The sequence below is a fragment of the Rhodococcus tukisamuensis NBRC 100609 genome, assembly GCF_001894985.1.
Taxonomy (GTDB): Bacteria; Actinomycetota; Actinomycetes; order Mycobacteriales; family Mycobacteriaceae; genus Rhodococcus_G; species Rhodococcus_G tukisamuensis.
The window spans coordinates 1-21,114 of sequence record NZ_BCXG01000025.1; the positions used below are offsets into that span (position 1 = coordinate 1).

Annotated in this window: 19 protein-coding genes; 7 read left to right on the forward strand and 12 right to left on the reverse strand. The window is 70.4% G+C overall.

Annotation, left to right across the window (positions count from 1 at the left end; all coding sequences use genetic code 11):
* The 3 genes from RT2_RS20300 to RT2_RS20310 all read left to right on the forward strand — a co-directional run.
* Positions 1 to 701: Ig-like domain-containing protein (locus RT2_RS20300; RefSeq protein ID WP_139280378.1), on the forward strand; the 701-nt coding region annotated here is incomplete at its 5' end.
* Between the two features lie 157 nt (positions 702 to 858).
* Positions 859 to 2,202, forward strand: coding sequence for an MFS transporter (locus RT2_RS20305; RefSeq protein ID WP_072846617.1), 1,344 nt, complete (start codon positions 859 to 861; stop codon positions 2,200 to 2,202).
* Positions 2,202 to 3,668 carry a pyridoxal phosphate-dependent decarboxylase family protein gene (locus tag RT2_RS20310; RefSeq protein WP_072846618.1) on the forward strand — a complete coding sequence of 489 codons (1,467 nt, stop codon included), beginning with the start codon at positions 2,202 to 2,204 and terminating at the stop codon, positions 3,666 to 3,668. Before RT2_RS20305 ends, RT2_RS20310 begins: the two co-directional genes overlap by 1 nt.
* Before the next feature lie 166 nt (positions 3,669 to 3,834).
* Here the strand turns inward: RT2_RS20310 and RT2_RS20315 are convergent, their stop codons facing one another.
* A complete protein-coding gene (locus tag RT2_RS20315; RefSeq protein WP_072846619.1) occupies positions 3,835 to 4,299 on the reverse strand; it encodes a Fur family transcriptional regulator in 465 nt (154 codons plus the stop codon).
* A gap of 319 nt (positions 4,300 to 4,618) precedes the next feature.
* Positions 4,619 to 6,094 carry a catalase gene (locus RT2_RS20320; RefSeq protein WP_072846620.1) on the reverse strand — a complete coding sequence of 492 codons (1,476 nt, stop codon included), beginning with the start codon at positions 6,092 to 6,094 and terminating at the stop codon, positions 4,619 to 4,621.
* A 562-nt stretch (positions 6,095 to 6,656) separates the two neighbouring features.
* Here RT2_RS20320 and RT2_RS20325 point away from each other — a divergent pair.
* Positions 6,657 to 7,016 (forward strand): Rv2640c family ArsR-like transcriptional regulator, encoded by a 360-nt coding sequence (locus tag RT2_RS20325; RefSeq protein ID WP_072846621.1) that lies wholly within the window; start codon positions 6,657 to 6,659, stop codon positions 7,014 to 7,016.
* Positions 7,017 to 7,028: 12 nt separating this feature from the next.
* Here the strand turns inward: RT2_RS20325 and RT2_RS20330 are convergent, their stop codons facing one another.
* From RT2_RS20330 to RT2_RS20355, 6 genes are all read right to left on the reverse strand, one after another.
* Positions 7,029 to 7,655, reverse strand: a complete 627-nt coding sequence (locus RT2_RS20330; RefSeq protein ID WP_083577522.1) for a class F sortase — start codon at positions 7,653 to 7,655, stop codon at positions 7,029 to 7,031.
* Positions 7,633 to 9,438 (reverse strand): hypothetical protein, encoded by a 1,806-nt coding sequence (locus tag RT2_RS20335; protein ID WP_072846622.1) that lies wholly within the window; start codon positions 9,436 to 9,438, stop codon positions 7,633 to 7,635. Before RT2_RS20335 ends, RT2_RS20330 begins: the two co-directional genes overlap by 23 nt.
* Before the next feature lie 209 nt (positions 9,439 to 9,647).
* Positions 9,648 to 10,988 carry a hypothetical protein gene (locus RT2_RS20340; RefSeq protein WP_072846623.1) on the reverse strand — a complete coding sequence of 447 codons (1,341 nt, stop codon included), beginning with the start codon at positions 10,986 to 10,988 and terminating at the stop codon, positions 9,648 to 9,650.
* A gap of 170 nt (positions 10,989 to 11,158) precedes the next feature.
* Positions 11,159 to 12,187, reverse strand: coding sequence for a 4-hydroxy-2-oxovalerate aldolase (gene dmpG, locus RT2_RS20345; protein WP_072846624.1), 1,029 nt, complete (start codon positions 12,185 to 12,187; stop codon positions 11,159 to 11,161).
* The gene (locus RT2_RS20350) at positions 12,184 to 13,128 is read right to left on the reverse strand and encodes an acetaldehyde dehydrogenase (acetylating) (protein WP_072846625.1); all 945 of its coding nucleotides are present in this window, start codon (positions 13,126 to 13,128) and stop codon (positions 12,184 to 12,186) included. The genes dmpG and RT2_RS20350 overlap by 4 nt, the downstream gene beginning before the upstream one ends.
* Entirely contained in the window at positions 13,125 to 13,943 is an 819-nt protein-coding gene (locus tag RT2_RS20355) for a 2-keto-4-pentenoate hydratase (RefSeq protein ID WP_072846677.1), read from the reverse strand. The genes RT2_RS20350 and RT2_RS20355 overlap by 4 nt, the downstream gene beginning before the upstream one ends.
* 68 nt (positions 13,944 to 14,011) lie before the next feature.
* Here RT2_RS20355 and RT2_RS20360 point away from each other — a divergent pair, with 68 nt between their 5' ends.
* Complete coding sequence (locus RT2_RS20360; protein WP_072846626.1) at positions 14,012 to 14,773, forward strand: IclR family transcriptional regulator; 762 nt, start codon at positions 14,012 to 14,014, stop codon at positions 14,771 to 14,773.
* Positions 14,774 to 14,791: 18 nt separating this feature from the next.
* On the opposite strand, the gene RT2_RS20365 is transcribed toward RT2_RS20360, so the two are convergent.
* The gene (locus RT2_RS20365) at positions 14,792 to 15,706 is read right to left on the reverse strand and encodes a hydroxymethylglutaryl-CoA lyase (RefSeq protein WP_072846627.1); all 915 of its coding nucleotides are present in this window, start codon (positions 15,704 to 15,706) and stop codon (positions 14,792 to 14,794) included.
* 1 nt (position 15,707) lies between these two features.
* Entirely contained in the window at positions 15,708 to 16,931 is a 1,224-nt protein-coding gene (locus RT2_RS20370) for a CaiB/BaiF CoA transferase family protein (protein WP_072846628.1), read from the reverse strand.
* 304 nt (positions 16,932 to 17,235) lie between these two features.
* Here RT2_RS20370 and RT2_RS20375 point away from each other — a divergent pair, with 304 nt between their 5' ends.
* Both RT2_RS20375 and RT2_RS20380 read left to right on the forward strand, forming a co-directional pair.
* Positions 17,236 to 17,640 (forward strand): DUF7144 family membrane protein, encoded by a 405-nt coding sequence (locus RT2_RS20375; protein WP_072846629.1) that lies wholly within the window; start codon positions 17,236 to 17,238, stop codon positions 17,638 to 17,640.
* 61 nt (positions 17,641 to 17,701) lie between these two features.
* Complete coding sequence (locus RT2_RS20380; protein ID WP_245709106.1) at positions 17,702 to 18,676, forward strand: hypothetical protein; 975 nt, start codon at positions 17,702 to 17,704, stop codon at positions 18,674 to 18,676.
* 102 nt (positions 18,677 to 18,778) lie between these two features.
* Here RT2_RS20380 and RT2_RS20385 read toward each other — a convergent pair whose 3' ends face one another.
* Positions 18,779 to 19,819 carry an aspartate-semialdehyde dehydrogenase gene (locus RT2_RS20385; RefSeq protein ID WP_072846630.1) on the reverse strand — a complete coding sequence of 347 codons (1,041 nt, stop codon included), beginning with the start codon at positions 19,817 to 19,819 and terminating at the stop codon, positions 18,779 to 18,781.
* A 2-nt stretch (positions 19,820 to 19,821) separates the two neighbouring features.
* Entirely contained in the window at positions 19,822 to 21,087 is a 1,266-nt protein-coding gene (locus RT2_RS20390) for an aspartate kinase (RefSeq protein WP_072846631.1), read from the reverse strand.
* Positions 21,088 to 21,114 lie beyond the last annotated feature (27 nt).

The following is a 21,114-nucleotide window of genomic DNA, read 5'->3' on the forward strand; positions in this document are numbered from 1 at the left end:
CCTCGACCTCCACGGCCTCGAACGTCGAGGTCTCCACGGATGTCGTGGTTGCCGACACCACCACCACGATGAACGTGCCGGGTGAGGCCACCACGGGCGACCAGGTCGAGCTCTTCGCCCTGGTCAAGGATGGCGACAACAACCCCGCCGTCGGCGGCACCGTCCAGTTCACGATCAACGGCACCAACGTCGGCGGCGCGATCGCCCTCGTCGACGGCGGCGCGAAGCTCGACCACACCTTCGCCGCCAGCGGCGCGTACACCGTCGGCGCCGTCTACAGCGGCTCCGCGACGTTCAACGGCTCGACCGCGACGGCTGCGTCCGTCAACGTCACCGATCCGGCGCCGGTCGAGCTCGACACGGTCACCACGCTGACCGCGCCGGCGACCGCCACCAAGGGTGACGCGGTGAACCTGTCCGCGGCCGTCAAGACCCAGGCCGGCGCCCCGGTCACCGCCGGCACCGTCACCTTCATGGACGGCGCCACCGCGATCGGCACCGCCGTCGACGTGGTCAACGGCCAGGCGACCCTGTCGCACGCCTTCGCCCTCACCGGCGACCGGCACATCACCGCCGTCTACAGCGGCGCGTCGGGCCTGAAGGAGTCGACCTCGGCCGCCTCCACGGTCGTCGTCTCCGCCGGCGGCACCAACCCCGGCGGTGGCTCGCTGGGATCGCTCGGGAGCATCTTCGGTTCCTAGTTCCACGAGCAACCTGACAACACCATGACGAACGCCCCTCGCCGAAACGGTGAGGGGCGTTCGCCGTGCGGCGGCGTAGATTTCACGCGAATCGACGCCGCGCCTGCTTCCATGTCAACCACCCGCGGAGGGTCGGCAATTGCCCTATGTTGACCGGATGACCATCGCCGTCCCCCGGCTCAGCCGGTCCACCGTCGCCGGGTACTCCCTCGGCTCGGTGGGCACCGGCGGCTTCGCCACCCTCCCCGGGCTGGTCCTCGCCTACTACCTGACCGACACCCTCGGGGTGGCGGCCGCCGCGGCCAGCGTGGTGGTGTTCGCGCCGAAGGCGCTCGACCTCCTGGTGAACCCGCTGATCGGGTCCCGTAGCGACGCCGAGGCCGCCCGCACCGGCACCCGGCGGCGGTTCCTCCTGCTCGGTGCGCTCACCCTGCCCGTCTTCTTCGCGCTCACCTTCGCGGTCCCGACGGGCCTGTCCGCGTTGGCCGGATGCCTCTGGGTGGGTACGGCCTTCATCGCCGCCGCCGTCGCATTCAGCCTCTTCCAGGTGCCGTACATCGCGCTGCCCGCGGAACTGACCGACGACTACCACGAGCGGTCCCGGCTGATGTCCTGGCGCGTCGCCCTGCTGGGGGTGGCGATCCTGCTGTTCGGGGCCGGCGGCCCGGCCTTGCGCGAACTCGGCGGCGGCGGCCGCCCCGGCTACCTGGTGATGGGTGTCGTCGCCGGGCTGATCCTCGGACTCGGCATGCTGGCCAGCTGGCGGATCGCACCGCGCGGTCCCGCCACCAACGTCGATTCGACTGCCTCGCACGGTATCTCCGAGAGCCTCGCTGCGGTGCGGTCGAGTTCGGCCTTCCGGTTCCTGCTCGGCACCTTCGTGCTGCAGGCCCTGGCAACCGGCTGCATGCTGGGCGGCGCCCAGTACGTGGCCACCTACGTGCTCGACGCCGAGGACGCGGTCTCGTTTCTGTTCGTCGCCCTGGTGGGCCCCGCCGTCGCGGTGATGCCGCTGTGGACGCGGCTGGTCCGCCAGTGGGGCAAGCAGCGCGCCTTCTTCCTCGCCTCCGGGCTGTTCCTGGTCGCCGCGCTGGCCCTGCTGGGGCTGCTCTCCGGCCCCGGCGGCTGGGTGTACGCGGTGGTGGCGCTCGCCGGGATCGGCTACGCCGGAATGCAGATGCTGCCGATGTCGATGCTGCCGGACGTGATCAGCGACCACGAGACTCGGTCCGCCGGAGCCGTCCGAGCCGGCGCCTTCAGCGGGGTGTGGACGGCCGCCGAGACGGTGAGCATGGCGCTGGGACCGGCGGTGGTGCTGCTCGTCCTCGCCGCCACCGGATTCGTCTCGTCCGCGGGCGCAGACCCGGCCCCCCAGTCCGACACCGCGATCACCGGGATCGTGCTCGCCTTCGCGCTGGTGCCCGCCCTGCTGGTGGCCGCCAGCATGTGGGCACTGCGCGGCTATCGTCTCGCCGCCGAGGAACGGAACAGGAACCACTGATGCAGTTCGAACACACCCCCACCGAGATCCTCGCCCGGCTCGACGAGCTACGCGCGGCCGACGCCCCCACCGAGGGCGGGCGCCTGCTGTCCTACGTCTACGACCCCGGCGTCGCCGAGCTGCACGACCTGGCCGGTGCCGCGGCGCGGAAGGCGCAGTCGCTCAACGGACTCGACCCGACCACGTTCCCCTCCGTCGCGGCGCTCGAGCGGGACCTCGTCGGGCTGGCCCGCGACGTGCTCGCCGACGGGGTGGACGGCGTCGTCGGCTCCGTCACCAGCGGGGGCACCGAGAGCTGCATGCTCGCGGTGAAGTCCGCCCGCGACAGCTGGCGAGCGGCGACCGGCCGGGACGACCGGCCGACACTCGTGATCGGGTCCACCGCGCACGCCGCGTTCATCAAGGCCGCGCACTACCTGGACCTGCGACTTCGGGTGCTGCCGGTCGACCCGGACACCTGCCGGCTCCGGCCCGCGGACGTGAGGGCGGCGCTGGACGAGGACGTCGCGCTGGTGGTGGTGTCGACGCCGTCCTACCCGCACGGGGCCCTCGACCCGGTCGCGGAGATCGCGGAAATCTGCGCCGCACAGTCTGTTCCGGTGCACGTGGACGGATGCATCGGCGCGTGGGTGCTGCCCTGGTGGCCGGGTGCGCAGGACCGTCCCGCCTGGGACCTCCGGGTGCCGGGGGTGGCAAGCCTGTCGGTGGACCTGCACAAGTACGGCTACGCGCCGAAGGGCGTCTCGGTGCTGCTCTACCGCGACCGGGACCGGCACCGTCGGCAGTGGTTCGCCACCAGCGCCTGGCCGGGGTACGCCGTCGTCAACCCCACCATGCTGGGCTCTCGGACGGTGATGCCCATCGCCGCCGGCTGGGCGGTGTCACAGGCCTTGGGGCGCGGCGGGTTCGCGGAACTCACCGGCCAGATCGCCGGGGCCGTCGAGCAGCTCCGCAAGGTGGTGGACGCCGTCGAGGGCCTGCGAGTGGTCGGCGACCCGGTGGGCCCGCTGCTCGCGGTGGCCACCGACCCCGACGTCGACGAGACGAGGCGGGTGGACCCGCACCGTTGGGCGGACGCCGCAAAGGATCTGGGCTGGGTGCTGCAACCGCAGCCGGGACGCGTCCAGTCCGACGGCACCACGTTGCCGCGCACGACCCACCTGACGATCACTCCCGTCACCGAATCGGTCTGCGCCGAACTGGGCGATGCGCTTTCCGCAGCCGCGGATTCGGTCCGCGGCGTTCCCGGGGCCACCGCCCCCGCGGAGTTCGTGGCGGCGGCCGGACAGATCCGCCCGGAGGACCTCACCAGCGAGAACTGTGCCGCGGTGCTGGGCCTGGCAGGCCTGGACCCGGAGGGTGGGCTGGACGGCCCGATGGCCGAGCTGCTGGCGCTGATCGAGGCGCTGCCCGAGCACGTCGCGGAGCGGTTGCTGGTCGAGTTCCTGGCCCGCTTCATGGAGTAGTCGACCGCACCCGGCTCGTCCCCCACCCACGGGCGCCGCGGACACCGGTGGGGGATGATGGAGGCAGGACGGACAACGAGGGGAGGCACCAAATGGACACCGTGGTCCTGTTCCTGCTGGCGTGCGCGGTCTACTGGTGGGCCCTGCTCTGACCTGACGTCCTCGGTCAGCGCGGCGCGGTCGGCTCCGGGCGCGGGTCGCCGGCTGCCCGGCACCGCTCACACAGGCCCCAGAACACGACCTCGGCCTCGTCGATCGCGAATCCGTGCGGGTCCGAGGGTTGCAGGCAGGGCGCGTGCCCAACGACACAGTCGACGTCGACGACGAGGCCGCACCCGCGGCACACCAGATGGTGATGGTTGTCCCCGGTCCGGGTCTCGAACCGCGCCGGGGAGCCGGCCGGCTCGATGCGGCGGAGGATCCCGGCGTTCACGCAGGCCCTGAGCACGTCGTACACCGCCTGCGTGGACACCGACCCGAGCTCCCGCCGAACCGCGGCGGCAACCCCGTCGGCATCGGAATGCGGCTGCGCGGCAACCGCATTCAACACTGCGACCCGCGGAGCGGTCACCCGCAGGCCCACCGAGCGCAACTGCGCCTGGGGGTCGAGGTGATCGTCGCCGTGCTGCATGAGCCAAGTATCCCCCTTCTCTGGAACAAGTCAAGAAAACGCGGCCCCCACGTCTCCCCAATGTCACATCGGGGAACCATGGGGAACCCAATGTGACATTTGGGGAGCTGTCGGAGACAGTCGGGCACTGGGAACAAACTCCCGACCGTCGCCGTTGAACGAACCGTTGGCGTCCGGACATGCCCCGGGCCTCACCCCTTTAGTCGCTACGTGCGACCACTCGCCGAGAGGCGCCTGTGGGACGTCAACGCGAAGGGCCGCCCACACTTGCGTGGGCGGCCCTTCACCTACTTCCGGTCCGGATCAGCGGACGCCAGGCTCAGGCCAGCGCCTTGATCGCCTTGGCGACGCCCTCACCGTAGGCCGGGTCACATGCGGTGCAGTTGTCGATGTGGCGCTGCACCACCTGCTCGGAGGCCCCGTTGATGGCGCGGGCGGTGTTGTCGAAGAGCACCTGCTTCTGCTCGGCGCTCATGTTGTTGAAGAGCACCCGCGGCTGTGAGAAGTAGTCGTCGTCGTCCGCGCGGTAGTCGAAGTGGTCCGCGACCGCGCCGACGGCCTGCGCGGGATCGCGGTACTGCGGCTGCTCCTGCCACCGCCCGTAGCTGTTCGGCTCGTAGTGGAGGGAGCCGCCGTTGTTGCCGTCAACCCGCATCGCCCCGTCCCGGTGGAAGTTGCTCACCGGGCAGCGCGGCGAGTTCACCGGGATCTGGTAGTTGTTCACGCCCAGCCGGTAGCGCTGCGCGTCGCCGTAGGAGAACAGCCGGCCCTGCAGCATCCGGTCCGGCGAGAAGCTGATGCCGGGCACCACGTGCGCCGGGTTGAACGCGGCCTGCTCCACCTCGGCGAAGTAGTTGTCCGGGTTCCGGTTGAGCTCCCACTCGCCGACCTCGATCAGCGGGTAGTCGCCCTTCGGCCACACCTTGGTCAGGTCGAACGGATGGTAGGGCACCTTCGCCGCGTCGGCCTCCGGCATGATCTGCACGCACAGCTTCCACTTCGGGAAGTCGCCGGCCTCGATCGCGTCGAAGAGGTCGCGCTGGTGGCTCTCGCGGTCGTTGCCGACCAGCTCGCCCGCCTCGGCGTCGGTCAGGTTCTCGATGCCCTGCTGCACACGATGGTGGAACTTGACCCAGAACCGCTCGCCCGCGTCGTTGATGAAACTGAAGGTGTGCGAGCCGAAGCCGTGCATGTGCCGGTACGACGACGGGATGCCGCGGTCGCTCATCACGATGGTGACCTGGTGCAGCGACTCGGGCAGGTTCGTCCAGAAGTCCCAGTTGTTGTTGGCGCTGCGGAGGTTGGTGCGCGGGTCCCGCTTGACGGCGTGGTTGAGGTCCGGGAACTTCAGCGGATCACGGAAGAAGAAGACCGGGGTGTTGTTGCCGACGAGGTCCCAGTTGCCCTCTTCCGTGTAGAACTTGACGGCAAATCCCCGGATGTCACGCTCGGCGTCGGCCGCGCCGCGCTCACCCGCGACGGTGGAGAACCGAGCGAAGAGCTCGGTCTTCTTGCCGACCTCGGAGAAGATCTTCGCGCTGGTGTACTTGGTGATGTCGTTGGTGACGGTGAACGTGCCGTAGGCACCGGAACCCTTGGCGTGCATGCGGCGCTCCGGGATGACCTCACGGTCGAAGTGCGCGAGCTTCTCGAGGAACCAGACGTCCTGCAGCAGCTGCGGTCCCCGCGGACCGGCCGTCTGCACGTTCTGGTTGTCCGGCACCGGCGCGCCGACCGCGGTGGTCAGCTTCGAGTCGGTCGCCGAGGTGTTCTGAGGATCAGTGCCTTGAGTCATCTGTGGATCCCTTCCTTACTGGCCGAGCCCGGGGGCGTCGGCCACGTTGGACTGCGAACCTCGGTCGGAGCTACATCCGAAGGTGGGCGTGACCCGCCGCGAACCGTGGCTCGCGGCGTGGGGCTGCTTCTCGGTCACACCAACACTGCAACACCTTTTCTGGAATTAGTCAAGATTAGGCCCGGCCTGTCGCGCGGCCGACTCCCGCCCATGCTCGCCCATCGCGGCGTCCGCCGTGGGGCGTTCACACATTGTTCTCCCGGAAACGAATTCGAGGCCCGAACTCGACACGTCACCCCTGCCGCCGAGGCGAATTCCGGAGGAGAGTGGTGATTGCGGGCCCAACTCACGAGAGGAGGCGAGGGCCGTGGACATGATGCATATGTTCATGATGTGGCTGCAGCAGATGGGCGTGACGCCACCGATGATGAACATGCCCCCGATGATGAACATGCCGCCGAAGTAGGTCGACGAAGCAACAACCGACCCCACACGCGGCCGGAGCCGCGCAGCGCGCCGATTCTTAATTGACATATGTCAAGAGGGTGGCAGGATCGGGTGCATGCCGAAGACGTTGCCGACCCTCGACGTGACCGCTCCGGTCTGCTGTGCGCCCGTCTCCGCCGCCCCTCTGACCGACGAGGCCGCGCTGCACGTCGCGCTGCGACTGAAGGCGCTCGCCGACCCGGTCCGGATCAAGCTGATGTCGATCCTGCTGACCGCGAAGGAGGGCGAGGTGTGCACGTGCGACCTCGCCACCGCCGTCGGTCTGGCCGAGTCGACGGTCAGCCACCACCTCGGCCAGCTCAGGAAGGCCGGCATGGTCCGCCCGACGCGACGCGGCATGAATGTCTACTACAGCGCACACCGGGATGCCCTCGAGGCGCTGCGGCTGGTCCTCGACCCGCACTGCTGCACCTGAGGGCCGCGGCCGTCAGGTGCCGACCGGCCGAACCAGCTGGGCCACCACGACGTAGTTGTCGTCGGTGGACTCCCCTTCCCGGACATCGCAATTGGCGAGGAGCAGGCGCCCGGCCACCGACTCGCGCAGCTCGTGGGCACCGAGCAGGGATCCCTTCGGCAGCGGGCCCGCGGTCTCGACCGCGTACTCCAGGACGCCCGCGGTCGTGCGGAGCACCACGCGGTCCCCGGGTTCGACGACCCGCAGCGCCCGGAACGGCGCGTCCCGCCTGGCGTAGTTGTGCCCCACGACCACGACGGTCTGCCGGGTCCCGGTACCGGGGAGGCCGCTCTCGCCCCACCAGACCGGACGCTCGTCGACCGGGTCCAGCCGTTGCCCGCCGGGCCCTCCCCGCATCAACTCCTCGGGATGGAGTGGACTGCTCAGGTAGGTGGTCCCGGCGGGTGTCCGCAGCTCGATCTGCGTCGGCTCGGCCGGCGCGACAACCGCGTCCGCCGGTGGAGCCGCAGCGATGTGCGACTCCACCGGCGACCGGTCGGGCGGCGGCCCGGCCTCGGCACCCGAGCATGCGGGCGCCAGAGCCAGCACGGCCGCCGCGACCAGCAGGCGGCCGGCGCTACGAGGCGGTGTTCGACGCATCGGCGGCGCGCCGGCGACGCACGAGGACCGTCCCCGCGGCGGCGGCCGCGCCGAGGACACCGACACCGACCAACACGGCCGGGACGCTCACCCCGATCGACTGGGTACCGGTCGACGAATCCCCCAGCGCGAGGTCGACCGGGGGCAGTCCGCCGGCCAGTGCCTCGTCGCCGTCGGCGTCGGTGACGTAGTAGTCGACCACGTCGAATGCGCCCTTGCTGGTGTAGTAGCCGACCAGCTTCACACCGGTCCCGTCGACCACCGCGGTGGTGTCGTCGATCTTGGTGACGCCCTCCCCGTCGGAGGTGTGGTCGCCGATGACGACGTCACCGCCGACGCCGACGCCGTCCGCAATGTCCTTGGCGGCGTTGGCCTTGAGCTCCTCGAGAGCCTTCGTCGCCTTCTTCGCCTCGGCCTGCGCGGCCTCGGACTTCGCCGTGGCCTCCTTGGCCTTGGCCGCCGCCGCGTCGGCCGCGACCTTGGCGTTCTCGGCGGCGAGGTAGAGGTCCTGTGCCTTCGCGCTCGCCTCGTCGGCCGCGGCCGCCTTCTTCGTCGCCTCCGCCGCCTTTGCGTCGGCCTCTGCCCGCTTGTCGGTCGCCGACTCCCCGGCGGCGACCGCTGCGGCGCGGGCCTTCTCGGCCGCTTCTGCGGCTTCAGCGGCCTCGCGCCTGGCCGCTTCGGCGGCCTTGGCCGCGTCCGCTGCCGCCTTCGTCGCGGCGGCGGCGGCCTCGGTCTCGGCGCTCGCCGCGGCCTCGGCCTTCTTCGCATCGGTCTCGGCGGCGCTCGCCCTCTGCTGCGTGTCCCTCGCCGCGACGGCGAGGCGCTTGGCCTCCCAGGATGCCGCCAGCGCCTCGAGCTTCGCGGCCGCCGCCTTCGCGAAATCCCGCTCCTTCCAGGCCTCCTCGGCCTCCTTCTCCTTGTCCGCGACCTGCTGCGCCTTGGCCTCGGCGGCGGTCTTGGCCTCGTCCGCCTTGGCCTGCAGCGCATCGGCCTCGGCGCGGGCCCGCTCGGCCTCCGCCGTCTTGGCGCCGGATCCGGCGGCCTTCGCGGCCGCCTCCAGCTCGGCCGCGCGCGCGGCGGCCGCATCCGCCGCGGCCTGGGCGGTCTCGGCGACCTGCTTCGCCTCGACCGCAGCGGCGTCGGCAACCTTGGCCTCGTCCTCGGCCTGCTTCGCCGTCTGCTCGGCGGTCGCGGCCTGCTCCTTGGCCTGGTTCGACTCCACGGCGGCCTTCGTCGCCTCGACGCTAGCCTTGGTCATCGCCTCGGTCGCGCTCGCGGAAAGTTCGGTCGCCGCAGCCGAATCCGTGCCCGCCTTGGCCGCCGCGTCGGCAGCCTTCTTGGCCTCGTCGGCCGCGGCCTTGGCCTTCGCCTCGGCGTCGGCAATCGCGGCCTTGTCCTGCTCGGAGGACCCGGTGCTCCCGGCTCCCGAACTCCCGGTTCCCAGGCTCCCGGTTCCCAGGCTCCCGGTCCCGGTCTCCTGCTTCTCCGTCGCGGTTCCGGTCTCCTGCTCCTCCGTCGCGGTTCCCGCTCCGGTGTCTGTGCTGTCGGCCCCCGCCTCCTGCTTCACCGGTTCGGTGGCGGCCTTGTCGGTGCCTTCCGCAACCGTCTCTCCGGCGACCGCTTCCTCGCTGCAGGTGACGGCCGGGTCCGCGCCCGGGATGCACTTGACCTCCGGGTCAGCCGACGCGATGCCGGTGGCGCTCACCGCGATTCCGAGCGCCAGCACCGCCCCGGCCGCCGCGGACCGGACCCTCCGAGTACTGACAATGGACTGCTCCGACATGGTCTCAACCTCTTTCGGTCTTCATTACGAAGACGGTGATTCGACAACGATCGTGGCACCCGAAAACGGTTCTGCTGTGGGCAGTTCCGACATGGGCTTGCCTTTACTTCGGCGTTGACAGCCGGAGCGTTACCGATGTAGTCCGAAGGGTTGAGACGGCGCGACCGGGCCGGGCGGCGGCACGCCGACGGGCTGCGAACGCGGGCGCGTTATCCGGGGAGGTCGGCCGGCGAGTCCGCCGAGGCCTCCGCGGCGACCACGCCGGGCCGGGCGACCGCCTCGAGCGCCACCAGCGCGACCACCGCGAACAACGCGATCAATCCGACCACGAGCCCCGTCGGGTAGCGCCAGAACAGCAGGATCGCCACCGCCACGGCGGCGATCGCCACCCGCAGCGGCACCCGCAACCTGGCCGCCCACACCTCGTAGGGACGGGGCGGCCGGTCGGCGCCGAGCCGGCGGAGCGCGTCGACCCCGCGGCGGAATCCGCTGCGGACCGCCAACGCCGAGCGGGACCCGCCGGTGAGGTAGCCGACCAGTGCGACCACCACTCCGAGCGCGAAGAAGGCCCGCACGGTCGTCTTCAGCGGCACGCTGAGCGTGTCCACGATGGCCGAGGCAGCGGCGGGTGAGAGCACGTCGCTGGGGATGTCGTCGATGTAGACCGACCGCGCGACGTTCAGCGCCAGCCCGAGCAACGCCGTCGCCACGGCGACCCCGAGGCCGACGAGGGCCAGCGCCCGCAGTCGCTGGCCGCGCGGCGCCGCAAACACCGCGCCGATGGCGGCGACGACGGCCAACCAGGGCAGCCAGGTCGCGGCGCTGTTCAGGGCCCGCACCGCCTTCTGCGCCTTGACCAGGTCGGACGACTGGAAGAGGACGAATTCGACGTCGATGTCCGGGATCTTGTCCGCGAAGGCGAAACCCCGCTGGACCAGCTGGTCTCCGACGTTCGTCAGGATCGGGCCGAGCGGGACACTGACCGTGCCCTTCTCGTCGATCTCCACCACGCTGGTGTCGCCCGTCGCCACCGCGACGAGCTTCTGGTGGGCGATCCGGTTCGCCTCCACCCAGGCACGCTCGAACTGGTCGGTCTGCACGACCGAGAGCACGGTCTCGTGGATGAAACTCTTTGCCTGGCCCGCAATCACCGGGGCCAGGCCCACGACCTGCTGCGGCACCCGTGGCGCGGTCTCGGTCAGCGCGGTCAGCGCGTCCGCGGTGATCTTCTCGATGTCCAGCCGGGCGAACAGCTGGTCGGTGACCTGGTCCGCGATCTCGGCCTGCACCTCGGGCTGACTCGCGAGCGGGGCCACCGTCTGCACGTACCGGTCGGTGTCCATGATCTCGCTGCTGGTGAAGCGCGCGACCAGCGACCCGACCATCAGCAGCGCGACCAGCAGGATCAGGAACCCGGACAGGGTCCACCGGAGCGCATTGTGCAGCCCCCGACGCCGCACCCCCGCGCTCTCGGCCACCTGCGCCCGCAGTCGCAGCAGCTCCGCTCTCTCCGACGCGTCCAGCGGTTGAGATCCCTCAGTCGACGCCATACCAGGGATGATCCCCGGCGGCGGAGACCGCGGGCAGGCCCAGATGCCGATTTCACCCCCTGCGGATGAGGGTGCCGGCGACGCATTCACGTGCTGCAGCCGTCAGGCCCGGGTCGCGCCGGTCATGATCGTGACCAGGCGACCCGGGCCTGACGGTTCAGACAGCCCACTCAGGCGCCGGCGGCCTCGCGCTCCGCGACGAGGTTCAGCGCGATGTCGACGAGCATGTCCTCCTGACCACCGACCAGCTTGCGCTTGCCGGCCTCGAGCAGCAGGGTTCGCACGTCGATGCCGTAGCGCTGCGACGCCGTCTCCGCGTGCCGCAGGAAGCTCGAGTACACGCCTGCGTAGCCGAGGGTCAGGGTCTCGCGGTCGACGCGGACCGGCCGGTCCTGCAGCGGACGGACGATGTCGTCGGCGGCGTCCTGCAGGGCGAAGACGTCGCAGCCGTGCTTCCACTCGTACAGGTCCGCGACCGCGATGAACGGCTCGATCGGGCAGTTGCCCGCACCGGCGCCGTGCCCGGCGAGCGAGGCGTCGACGCGGAAGACGCCCTCCTCGACGGCGACGACGCTGTTGGCCACCGACAGCGAGAGGTTCTCGTGGGCGTGGATGCCGATCTCGGTGCCCTCGTTGAGGACGTCCTTGTAGGCGCGGACCCGCTCGCGGACCCCACCCATGGTCAGGCGTCCGCCCGAGTCAGTGACATAGACGCAGTGCGCGCCATACGATTCCATCAGCTTGGCCTGCTTGGCGAGCTCCTCGGCGGGCGCCATGTGGCTCATCATCAGGAAGCCGGAGACGTCCATGCCGATCTCGCGGGCGGTCTCGATGTGCTGCGCGGAGACGTCGGCCTCGGTGCAGTGCGTCGCGATGCGCACCGACCGCACGCCCAGCTTGTAGGCGTGCTTGAGCTCCTCGATGGTGCCGACACCGGGCAGCAGCAGCGTGGTCAGCCGGGCGTTCTGGATGGACTCCGCCGCCGCCTCGATCCACTCCCAGTCGGTGTTCGAGCCGGGACCGTAGTTCACGGACCCGCCGGCGAGACCGTCACCGTGGGCGACCTCGATGGCGTCGACGCCGGCGGCGTCGAGGGCGGTCACGATGCGCTTGACGTCCTCCGGCGAGATCCGGTGGCGCACCGCGTGCATGCCGTCCCGGAGGGTGACGTCCTGGACGAAGATGGTGGGGTTGCTCATCGGGTGGCTTCCTTCTTCTGTGCGATCCGCTCGGCGATCTGCTGTCCGGCGGAGGTCATGATGTCGAGGTTGCCTGCGTAGGCGGGCAGGTAGTGTCCTGCGCCCTCGACCTCGAGGAAGATCGACACCTGGTGGGTCGGGCGGTTGCCGTCGACGACCAGCGTCTCGACCGGCTGGTCGGCGGGGATCTCGGTGATCTGGACCTGCTGCTTGAGGCGGTATCCCGGGACGTAGGCCGAGACGTCTCCGACCATCTTCTCGATGGACTGGCGGATCTCGTCGTGGGTGGCCGGGTCCGGCGCGTCGACGAGGCAGAAGACCGTGTCGCGCATGATCAGCGGCGGCTCGGCGGGGTTGAGGATGATGATGGCCTTGCCGCGCTTGGCGCCGCCGACCGACACGATCGCTGCAGACGTGGTCTCGGTGAACTCGTCGATGTTGGCGCGGGTACCGGGGCCCGCCGACTTCGACGCGATCGACGCGACGATCTCGGCGTAGGCCACCGGGACGACCCGGGAGACTGCCGCGACCATCGGGATGGTGGCCTGGCCACCACACGTCACCATGTTCACGTTCGGGGCGTCGAGGTGGTCGTCACCGTTGACCGCGGGGATCACGTACGGCCCGATGGCGGCCGGGGTGAGGTCGATCATCCGCTTGCCGAGCGGGGCGAGACGCGCGTTGTTCGCGACGTGCGCCTTCGCCGAGGTCGCGTCGAAAACGATCTCGATCTCGTCGAAGTTCGGCAGCGCGACGAGGCCCTCGACGCCCTCAGCGGTGATCGGCACGCCGAGCTTCGCCGCCCGTGCCAGACCGTCGGAGGCGGGGTCGATACCGACCATCGCGCCCATCTCCAGGTGGTCCGAATGGTTGAGCACCTTGATCATCAGATCGGTGCCGATGTTGCCTGATCCGATGATCGCGACCTTGACTTTGCTCATGCTTCCTTCTCTTCCACGAATCGGGCGGTGACGGTTCCGAGTCCGGACACGGTGACGGTGACGGTGTTGCCGGCTGCGACGGGCGCCATCGGGCCGAGGGCGCCGGAGAGGATGACCTGGCCGGCGAGCAGCGGCTGGCCGAGGTCGCGGGCGGTGCGGGCGAGCCACACCACGGCCTCGATGGGGTCGCCGAGGCAGGCGGCGCCGTTGCCGGTGGACACCTCGCGGCCGTCGACCTCCATGGACATGGTGACGTCCACAGGCTCGACCTCGTCGAGGGTGCGACGCTCGGTGCCGAGGACGTACACCCCGGACGACGCGTTGTCGGCGACGGTGTCGCCGAAGCGGATGTCCCAGTTCTCGACGCGGCTGTCGCAGATCTCCAGGGCGGCGACGGCGTACTCGATCGCGCCGCGGACCTGGGCCGCGTCCAGCGGGCCGTCGACGAGGTCGGCGCCGAGCACGAACCCGACCTCGCCCTCGATCTTGGGCTGGATCAGCCGGCTCATCGGGATGTCGGCGCCGTTGGCGAAGTCCATGTCGTCGAACAGGACACCGAGGTCGGGCTGGTCGACGCCGAGCTGCTGCTGGACTGCCACCGAGGTCAGGCCGATCTTGCGGCCCACCACGACGGCGCCCGCGGCCAGCCGGCCATCGTTGACCCGCTGCTGCACGGCGTAGGCGGCGGCGAGGTCGTCGGCGCCGATCAGGTCCCGCACCGGCGCGCAGGGCACGCCGGACGCGGCGGCGGACGCGAGGCGGTCCGCGGCGGCGGCGAGGTCGGACTCGCTCGCCGCGATGGAATTCGTACTCATGAACACACTGTTACTGCACTCGGTCGAGCAAACCAGCCATTCGTCTCACTCAGCGATACGCTCGGACGATGCCCGGTCCCGCGAACCTCGACACCGTCCTCGGCAAGGCGGTGACGATCCTGCGCTCCTTCCGCCCGGAGGACCAAGCCCTGCCCCTCGCCGAACTCGTCCGGCGGACCGAACTGCACAAGGCGACGGTGCACCGCCTCGCCGGCGAACTGGTCGCGAACAGGCTCCTCGACCGCGTCGACAGCGGCTACCGGCTCAGCGGCGGCCTGTTCGAACTCGGCATGCTCGCCTCGCTCGAGCGCAGCCTTCTCGAGATGGCGATGCCGTTCCTGCAGGACCTGTACGAGCGGACCCACGAAACTGTGCACCTCGGCATCCGGGACGGCCACGACGTCGTGTACGTCGCGAAGATCGGCGGCCATCGCCAGGCGAACGCCCCGTCCCGCACCGGGGGCCGGATTCCGTTGCACTGCTCCGCGATCGGCAAGGCCCTGCTCGCCTACTCGGATCCGGAGTTGCAGCGCGAGGTGCTCTCGGCACCGATGGCCCGGCGCACCCCACACACCGTGGTGGCGCCCGGCATCCTGCGCAAACAGCTGACCAAGGTGGTCGAGACCGGGGTCGCGTTCGAGCGCGAGGAATCGGCGCTGGGTATCACGTGTGTGGCCGCTCCGGTCCTCGGGCGCGACGACGAGCCGGTCGCGGCGATCAGCGTCACCGGCCCGACGAGCCGGTTTCGACCCGAGATGCACGTTTCCGCGGTGCGCGCGGCGGCCGCGAGCCTGGGCAGCACCTACGTCCGCCGCGACCAGCTCCGCTAGCGACGACCCGGCGGCCGCCTACCGCTTCCGGTCCCCGGCGCGCAGCAGGTTGCTGGGCACCAGGTGTCCCACCACGTCCTGCGCCAGCCGGGCAGCGTCGATCGAGCGCTGCAGGTCGACGCCGGTCTCGATGCCCATGTCCTGCAACAGGTAGACCAGTTCCTCGGTCGCGATGTTGCCGCTGGCCCCCGGAGCGAAAGGGCAGCCGCCCAGTCCCCCGGCCGACGCGTCGAGCCGGAGCACGCCCTCGCCGACCGCCGCGACGGCGCACGCGAGGCCCGCGCCGCGGGTGTTGTGGAAGTGCGCACCCAACGTCACCGGGCCGACGCGATCGCGCACCGCGCCGATCAGTCGCTGCACCCGCACCGGGGTGGCGGTGCCGATGGTGTCCGCGATCGCGAGCTCGTCGGCGCCGAGTTCGCATGCCCGCTCCACGATTCGGAGCACCCGCTCCGGCGGTGTCGGCCCGTCGAACGGGCAGTCCCAGGCCGTGGCTACGATGACCTCGACACTGCCGCCGGCGTCGTGCACCACTGCGGCGACCTCCGCGACCTGCTCGGTAGCCTCCTCGGTGCCGATCCGGACGTTCGCGCGGCTGTGCCCGTCACCCGCGGACACCACGTACTCGAGGTCGGTGATCCCGGCCGCGACGGCCCGCCGCGCGCCGCCCAGGCTGGCGACCAGCGCGGAGAACCGCACGCCCGGCCACCGATGCAGCAGCGCCGCGACCTGCTCGGCGTCGGCCATGCTCGGCACCGCCCGCGGCGAGACGAAGGCGGTGGCCTCGACGCGTCGCACCCCGGTCGCGACGACGGCGTCGAGCAGCAGCGCCTTGGCCTCCAGGCTCACCGGCGCCTCGTTCTGCAGCCCGTCACGCAGGCCGACCTCCCGAATCTCCACGCGCACAGGGGGTTCCGCTGCCGATCCGGCCATCTCAGATCACCCCCGCAGCGCGCAGCCGGGCCTGGTCCTCGGCATCGCGGCCGAGCAGTTCGCGGTACACCTCGGCGTTGTGGGTGCCGGGGGTCGGCGCGCCGGCGGACCGAACCGAGCCGGGGGTCGCGCTGAGCTTGGGCACCACCCCCGGGCCCCGCACCGCCGCGCCGATCCGTTCGTCGTAGTGGTCGACGATCATCTCCCGCGCCAGCAGCTGCGGGTCCTCGACGACGTCGGCGACGGTGTTCACCGGCCCGGCCACCACCCCCGCGTCGGTGAGCCGGTCCACCAGGGTCGAACTGTCCTGCACCGCCACCCACTGCGCGATCAGGTCGTCCAGCTCGTCCTGGTTCCGGCCGCGGGCCACGTGGTCGGCGAACCGCGGGTTGGCGGCCAGCTCCGGCTGCCCCATCACCGCACACAGCCGCGCGAAGACGGTGTCCTGGTTGGCGGCGATCACCACCCAGCTGCCGTCGCGGGTGGCGTAGAGGTTGGACGGCGCGATGCCCTCGAGCCGGGTCCCGGACGGCCCGCGCACGATTCCGCCGCGGTCGTAGTCGGGGATGGTGGACTCCTGCACCGCGAGGCAGGCCTCGTTGAGCGCGACGTCCACCACCTGGCCGCGTCCGGTGGCGTGGCGCGCGACCAGGGCCGCCAGCACCCCCTGCACCGCGAACATGCCGCCGAGGGTGTCCCCGAGGGACAACGCGATCCGCGGCGGCGGCTGGTCCGGGTAGCCGTTGAGGTGCCGGAACCCGCTGACCGCCTCGGCCACCGAGGCGTACCCCGCGCGCCCGGCCAGCGGTCCGGTCTGGCCGTACCCCGAGACCCTCGCCAGCACGATGCCCGGATTGCGCCGCGCGAGTATGTCGTATCCCAGGCCCCACCGCTCGAGGGTGCCCGGCCGGAAGTTCTCGATCACCACGTCCGACTGCGCCACCAGGTCCAGGAACACCTGCTGACCGTCCGGCACCCGCAGGTCCAGGGTGATGCACCGCTTGTTCCGGGCGTGCACCGTCCAGAAGAAGTGGTGGCCGTCCTGCTCGGCCTGGCCCCACGTGCGCAGCGGGTCCGGCCGGTCCGGCGCCTCGATCTTGATGACGTCCGCGCCCAGGTCCCCGAGCAGCCGGCCGGCATAGGGCCCGGCGATCAGCGACCCCAGTTCGAGCACCCGGATCCCGTCCAGCGCCCCCGTCGTCGATGCATCCTGTCCACCGTTCATGCGTCGAGTGTGCACCTGTTCCCCGCCCCACTCGGGCGATGCCCCCGCAGATGCACACTCGGCGCGGGCCCAAGACGTCCTCACCCGTTCCGGGTGACGCCCAACCGCCGGCAGGCCCATAGCGTCGACGCCATGTCGAACGAACATCGCACGTCGTCCGAGAGCAGCATGAAGGCTGTGGCCATCGTCGCGCTGGTCGCCCTCATCCTCACCACCGCGCCGGTCATCATCGCGCTCTTCCTCTGATCCGACCGACGCCTGATCCGACCGACGCCGTCACGCATTCCCAGAACGAAGGAACCCAATGGACGACAAGACCCCCGGAGGCTGGGGCGTATTCGCCGGCCTGTTGCTCGTCATGATCGGCACTTTCAACGCCATCGAGGGCATCGTCGCACTCGCGGCGCCCAGCCGGATCTTCGCCGGCGAGGAGAAACTGATCATCCTCGACTACGACCGCGCCGGCTGGGTGCTGATCATCTGGGGCATCCTGCTCCTGATCGCCGGAATCGGTCTGCTGGCGGGCGCCACCTGGGCGCGGGTCTTCGGCGTGTCGCTCGCCCTGCTCAACGCGATCGGTCAGCTCACCTGGATCGGTACCCAGCCCTGGCTCTCCGTCATCCTGATCGCCTTGAACGTCGGCGTCATCTGGGGCCTGACCGTGGGGTGGCCGGCGGACCGGGCCCGAACGTCGAATGCCGCCGCCTGACCTGGACGCCCCGCCCGACCGCGATGGGCCGTACATCCCGAAGATCGAGTTGACTGTCCCCGTGGCGAAGTCCTCGAACCCCCTGAAGCCCCCGAGCCCGGCGCGGAAGTCCTCGAAGCTCTCGATGGCCGTGGCCAAGGAGGCCCTCGAGGTCCAGAAGCAGACGGCCCGGGGCTGGCTGAAGCGGACCGCGGTCGGCCGGACGGTCGCGCGGGTGATCAAGGCGATCGTCGACATCGAGCTGGCCGACCGTGCCATGACGCTCGCCGCTCAGGAGTTCATCTCGGTACTGCCGGTGATCATCGCGGTCGGCACCATCGGGAACCTCGACCCGGTCGCGGACTCCATGTCCGAACAGCTCGGCATCAACCCCTATTCGATGGGGCTGACCACCGCGACCGTCGACACCGTGACCGCCGACGCCCCCACGTTCGCGACCTTCGGCGTGTTCGGCCTGCTCATGGTGATCCTGTCCGGCACGTCCTTCGCCCGGGCGCTGGGCCGGCTCTACGGCCGGGTCTGGGACATCCCGACCCTGTCCATCCGCCGCGGCTGGCGCTGGGTGGCCGTGCTGTTCGCCGTGGCGATCTCCGTCGGTCTGATCAGCGGCACCCGGAACCTGACCGGCATGCGCTGGTTCGACGTCCCGCTGGCCTTCGGCCTGGAACTCGCCATCTGGTTCGCGCTGTGGACGGCGGTGCCGTATCTGCTCACCGAGGGTCGGCTGGCCGGTCGGTTGCTGTGGGCGACCGCCGCGCTGACCGCCGTCGGGCTGGCGCTGGTCCGGATAGCGGGCCATGTCTACCTGCCGTTGGCGGCCGAATCGGCGCAGCACAAGTTCGGTTCGCTCGGCCTGGTGTTCACCACCATCAGCTGGATGTTCGTCCTGTCCGGGGTGATCGTCGCGTCCGCCGCGATCGTCAAGGCCCTGGCCCTGGACGAGGGCCCGCTCGGACGACTGCTCCGCGGCCCCGCCCTCATGCCCGCGCCCGCTGGTACGCCGGCCTCCCCCACGCCGACATCCCCCGCTGAATGACCGAATGCGACATTCGTTCACTTGAAGTGAACGAATGTCGCATTCGGTCAGTGCTGGTGGGGCGTACAGCCGCGGCGGGTGTACGACCTGAACTGGTGTCGGCTACTGCGCGACGAGCAGCTCGGCGATCTGGATGGTGTTGAGCGCGGCACCCTTGCGCAGGTTGTCGCCGCAGACGAACAGCGCCAGTCCGCGACCGCCCGGGACGCCCGGGTCCTGACGGATCCGGCCGACCAGCGACGGGTCGGAACCGGCCGCCTTCAGCGGGGTCGGGACGTCGACGAGCTCGACGCCCGGCGCGTCCGCCAGCAGTTCCTTGGCGCGCTCGACGGACAGCGGGTTGCCGAACTCGGCATTGATCGCCAGGGAGTGCCCGGTGAACACCGGAACGCGCACGCACGTGCCGCTGACCAGCAGGTCGGGCAGGCCGAGAATCTTGCGGCTCTCGTTGCGCAGCTTCTGGTCCTCGTCGGTCTCGCCGCTGCCGTCCTCGACCAGCGCACCGGCCAGCGGGATCACGTCGAACGCGATCGGCGCGACGTACACGTTGGGCTCGGGGAACGCGACGGCGCCGCCGTCGTGCACCAGCTTCTCGGCGTCGTCGATGACGGCGCGCGCCTGGGAGGCCAGTTCCTCGACGCCGGCGAGTCCGCTGCCGGACACCGCCTGGTAGCTGCTGACGATCAGCCGCTGCAGGCCTGCCTCGTCGTGCAGCACCTTGAGCACCGGCATCGCGGCCATGGTGGTGCAGTTCGGGTTGGCGATGATGCCCTTCGTCGGGTTCTTCGCCTCCTCCGGGTTCACCTCGCTGACCACCAGCGGGACCTCGGGGTCCTTGCGCCACGCGGACGAGTTGTCGATGACGGTGGCGCCGGCGGCGACGAATCGCGGGGCCTGCGCGCGCGAGAGGGTCGCACCCGCCGAGAACAGCGCGATGTCGATGCCCGCGAGGTCCTCGTCGGAGGTGGCCGCGGTGTCCTCGACGACGATCTCCTCGCCGCGGAAGGTCAGCGTGCTGCCGGCCGAGCGCGCGGACGCGAAGAAGCGCACCTTGTCCGCGGGGAAGTCCCGCTGCTCGAGCAGGCCGCGCATGACGGCGCCGACCTGTCCGGTGGCGCCGACCACTGCAATTGTCAGACCCATGTCTAGCGTCCCGTTCCCGCGTGGACGACAGCCTCTTCGGCGCCGCCCAGATCGAATGCCTTGTGGATCGCGCGCACCGCGTCGTCGAGATCCGAGTCCTTGACCAGCACCGAGATACGGATCTCGGAGGTGGAGATGAGGTCGATGTTGATGCCGGCCTCGGCGAGCGTCTCGCAGAAGGTGGCGGTGACGCCGGGGTGGCTCTTCATGCCGGCCCCGACGAGCGAGACCTTGCCGATCTCCTCGTTGAAGAGCATCTCCGAGAAGCCGATCTCGGCCTGCAGCGCGGTCAGCTTCTCGACCGCGGCGGCCAGGTCCGTCTTGGGCAGCGTGAAGGTGATGTCGGTCTTGCCGGTCTCCACCTTCGAGATGTTCTGCAGCACCATGTCGATGTTGATCTCGGCGTCGGCAACCGCACGGAAGACCTTGGCGGCGTAGCCCGGCACGTCGGGCAGACCGACGACGGTGACCTTCGCCTCGCTGCGGTCGTGCGCGACGCCGGTGAGGATGGCTTCTTCCACGGGAATGTCCTCCATCGATCCGGACACCATGGTGCCGGGCTTGGTGGTGTACGAGGAACGGACGTGCACGGGCACGTTGTAACGACGGGCGTACTCGACGCAGCGCAGCATGAGCACCTTCGCCCCGCACGCCGCCATCTCGAGCATCTCCTCGAAGGAGACGGTGTCCAGCTTCTGCGCGTCGGAGACGATCCGCGGGTCCGCGCTGAAGATGCCGTCGACGTCGGTGTAGATCTCGCAGACGTCGGCGTTCAGCGCGGCGGCGAGGGCGACGGCGGTGGTGTCCGAGCCGCCCCGGCCGAGGGTGGTGACGTCCTTGCTGTCCTGGCTGACGCCCTGGAACCCGGCGACCAGCACGATCGAGCCCTCGTCCAGTGCGTCCCGGACGCGGCCCGGTGTGACGTCGATGATCTTCGCGTTGCCGTGAGCGCCCGTGGTGATGACCCCGGCCTGCGAGCCGGTGAACGAGCGAGCCTCCTCGCCGAACGCGTGGATCGCCATCGCGACCAGCGAGTTCGAGATGCGCTCCCCGGAGGTCAGCAGCATGTCCATCTCACGCGCCGGCGGCGACGGGCAGACCTGTTGTGCCAGGTCAAGCAGCTCGTCGGTGGTGTCGCCCATGGCCGAGACAACGACGACGACGTCGTTGCCCGCCCGTTTGGTCTCCACGATCCGTTCAGCGACGCGTCGGATGCGCTCGGCAGATGCCACCGAGGATCCGCCGTACTTCTGCACGACGAGCGCCACGCCAATCAACCTCCGGATCTGGGAACT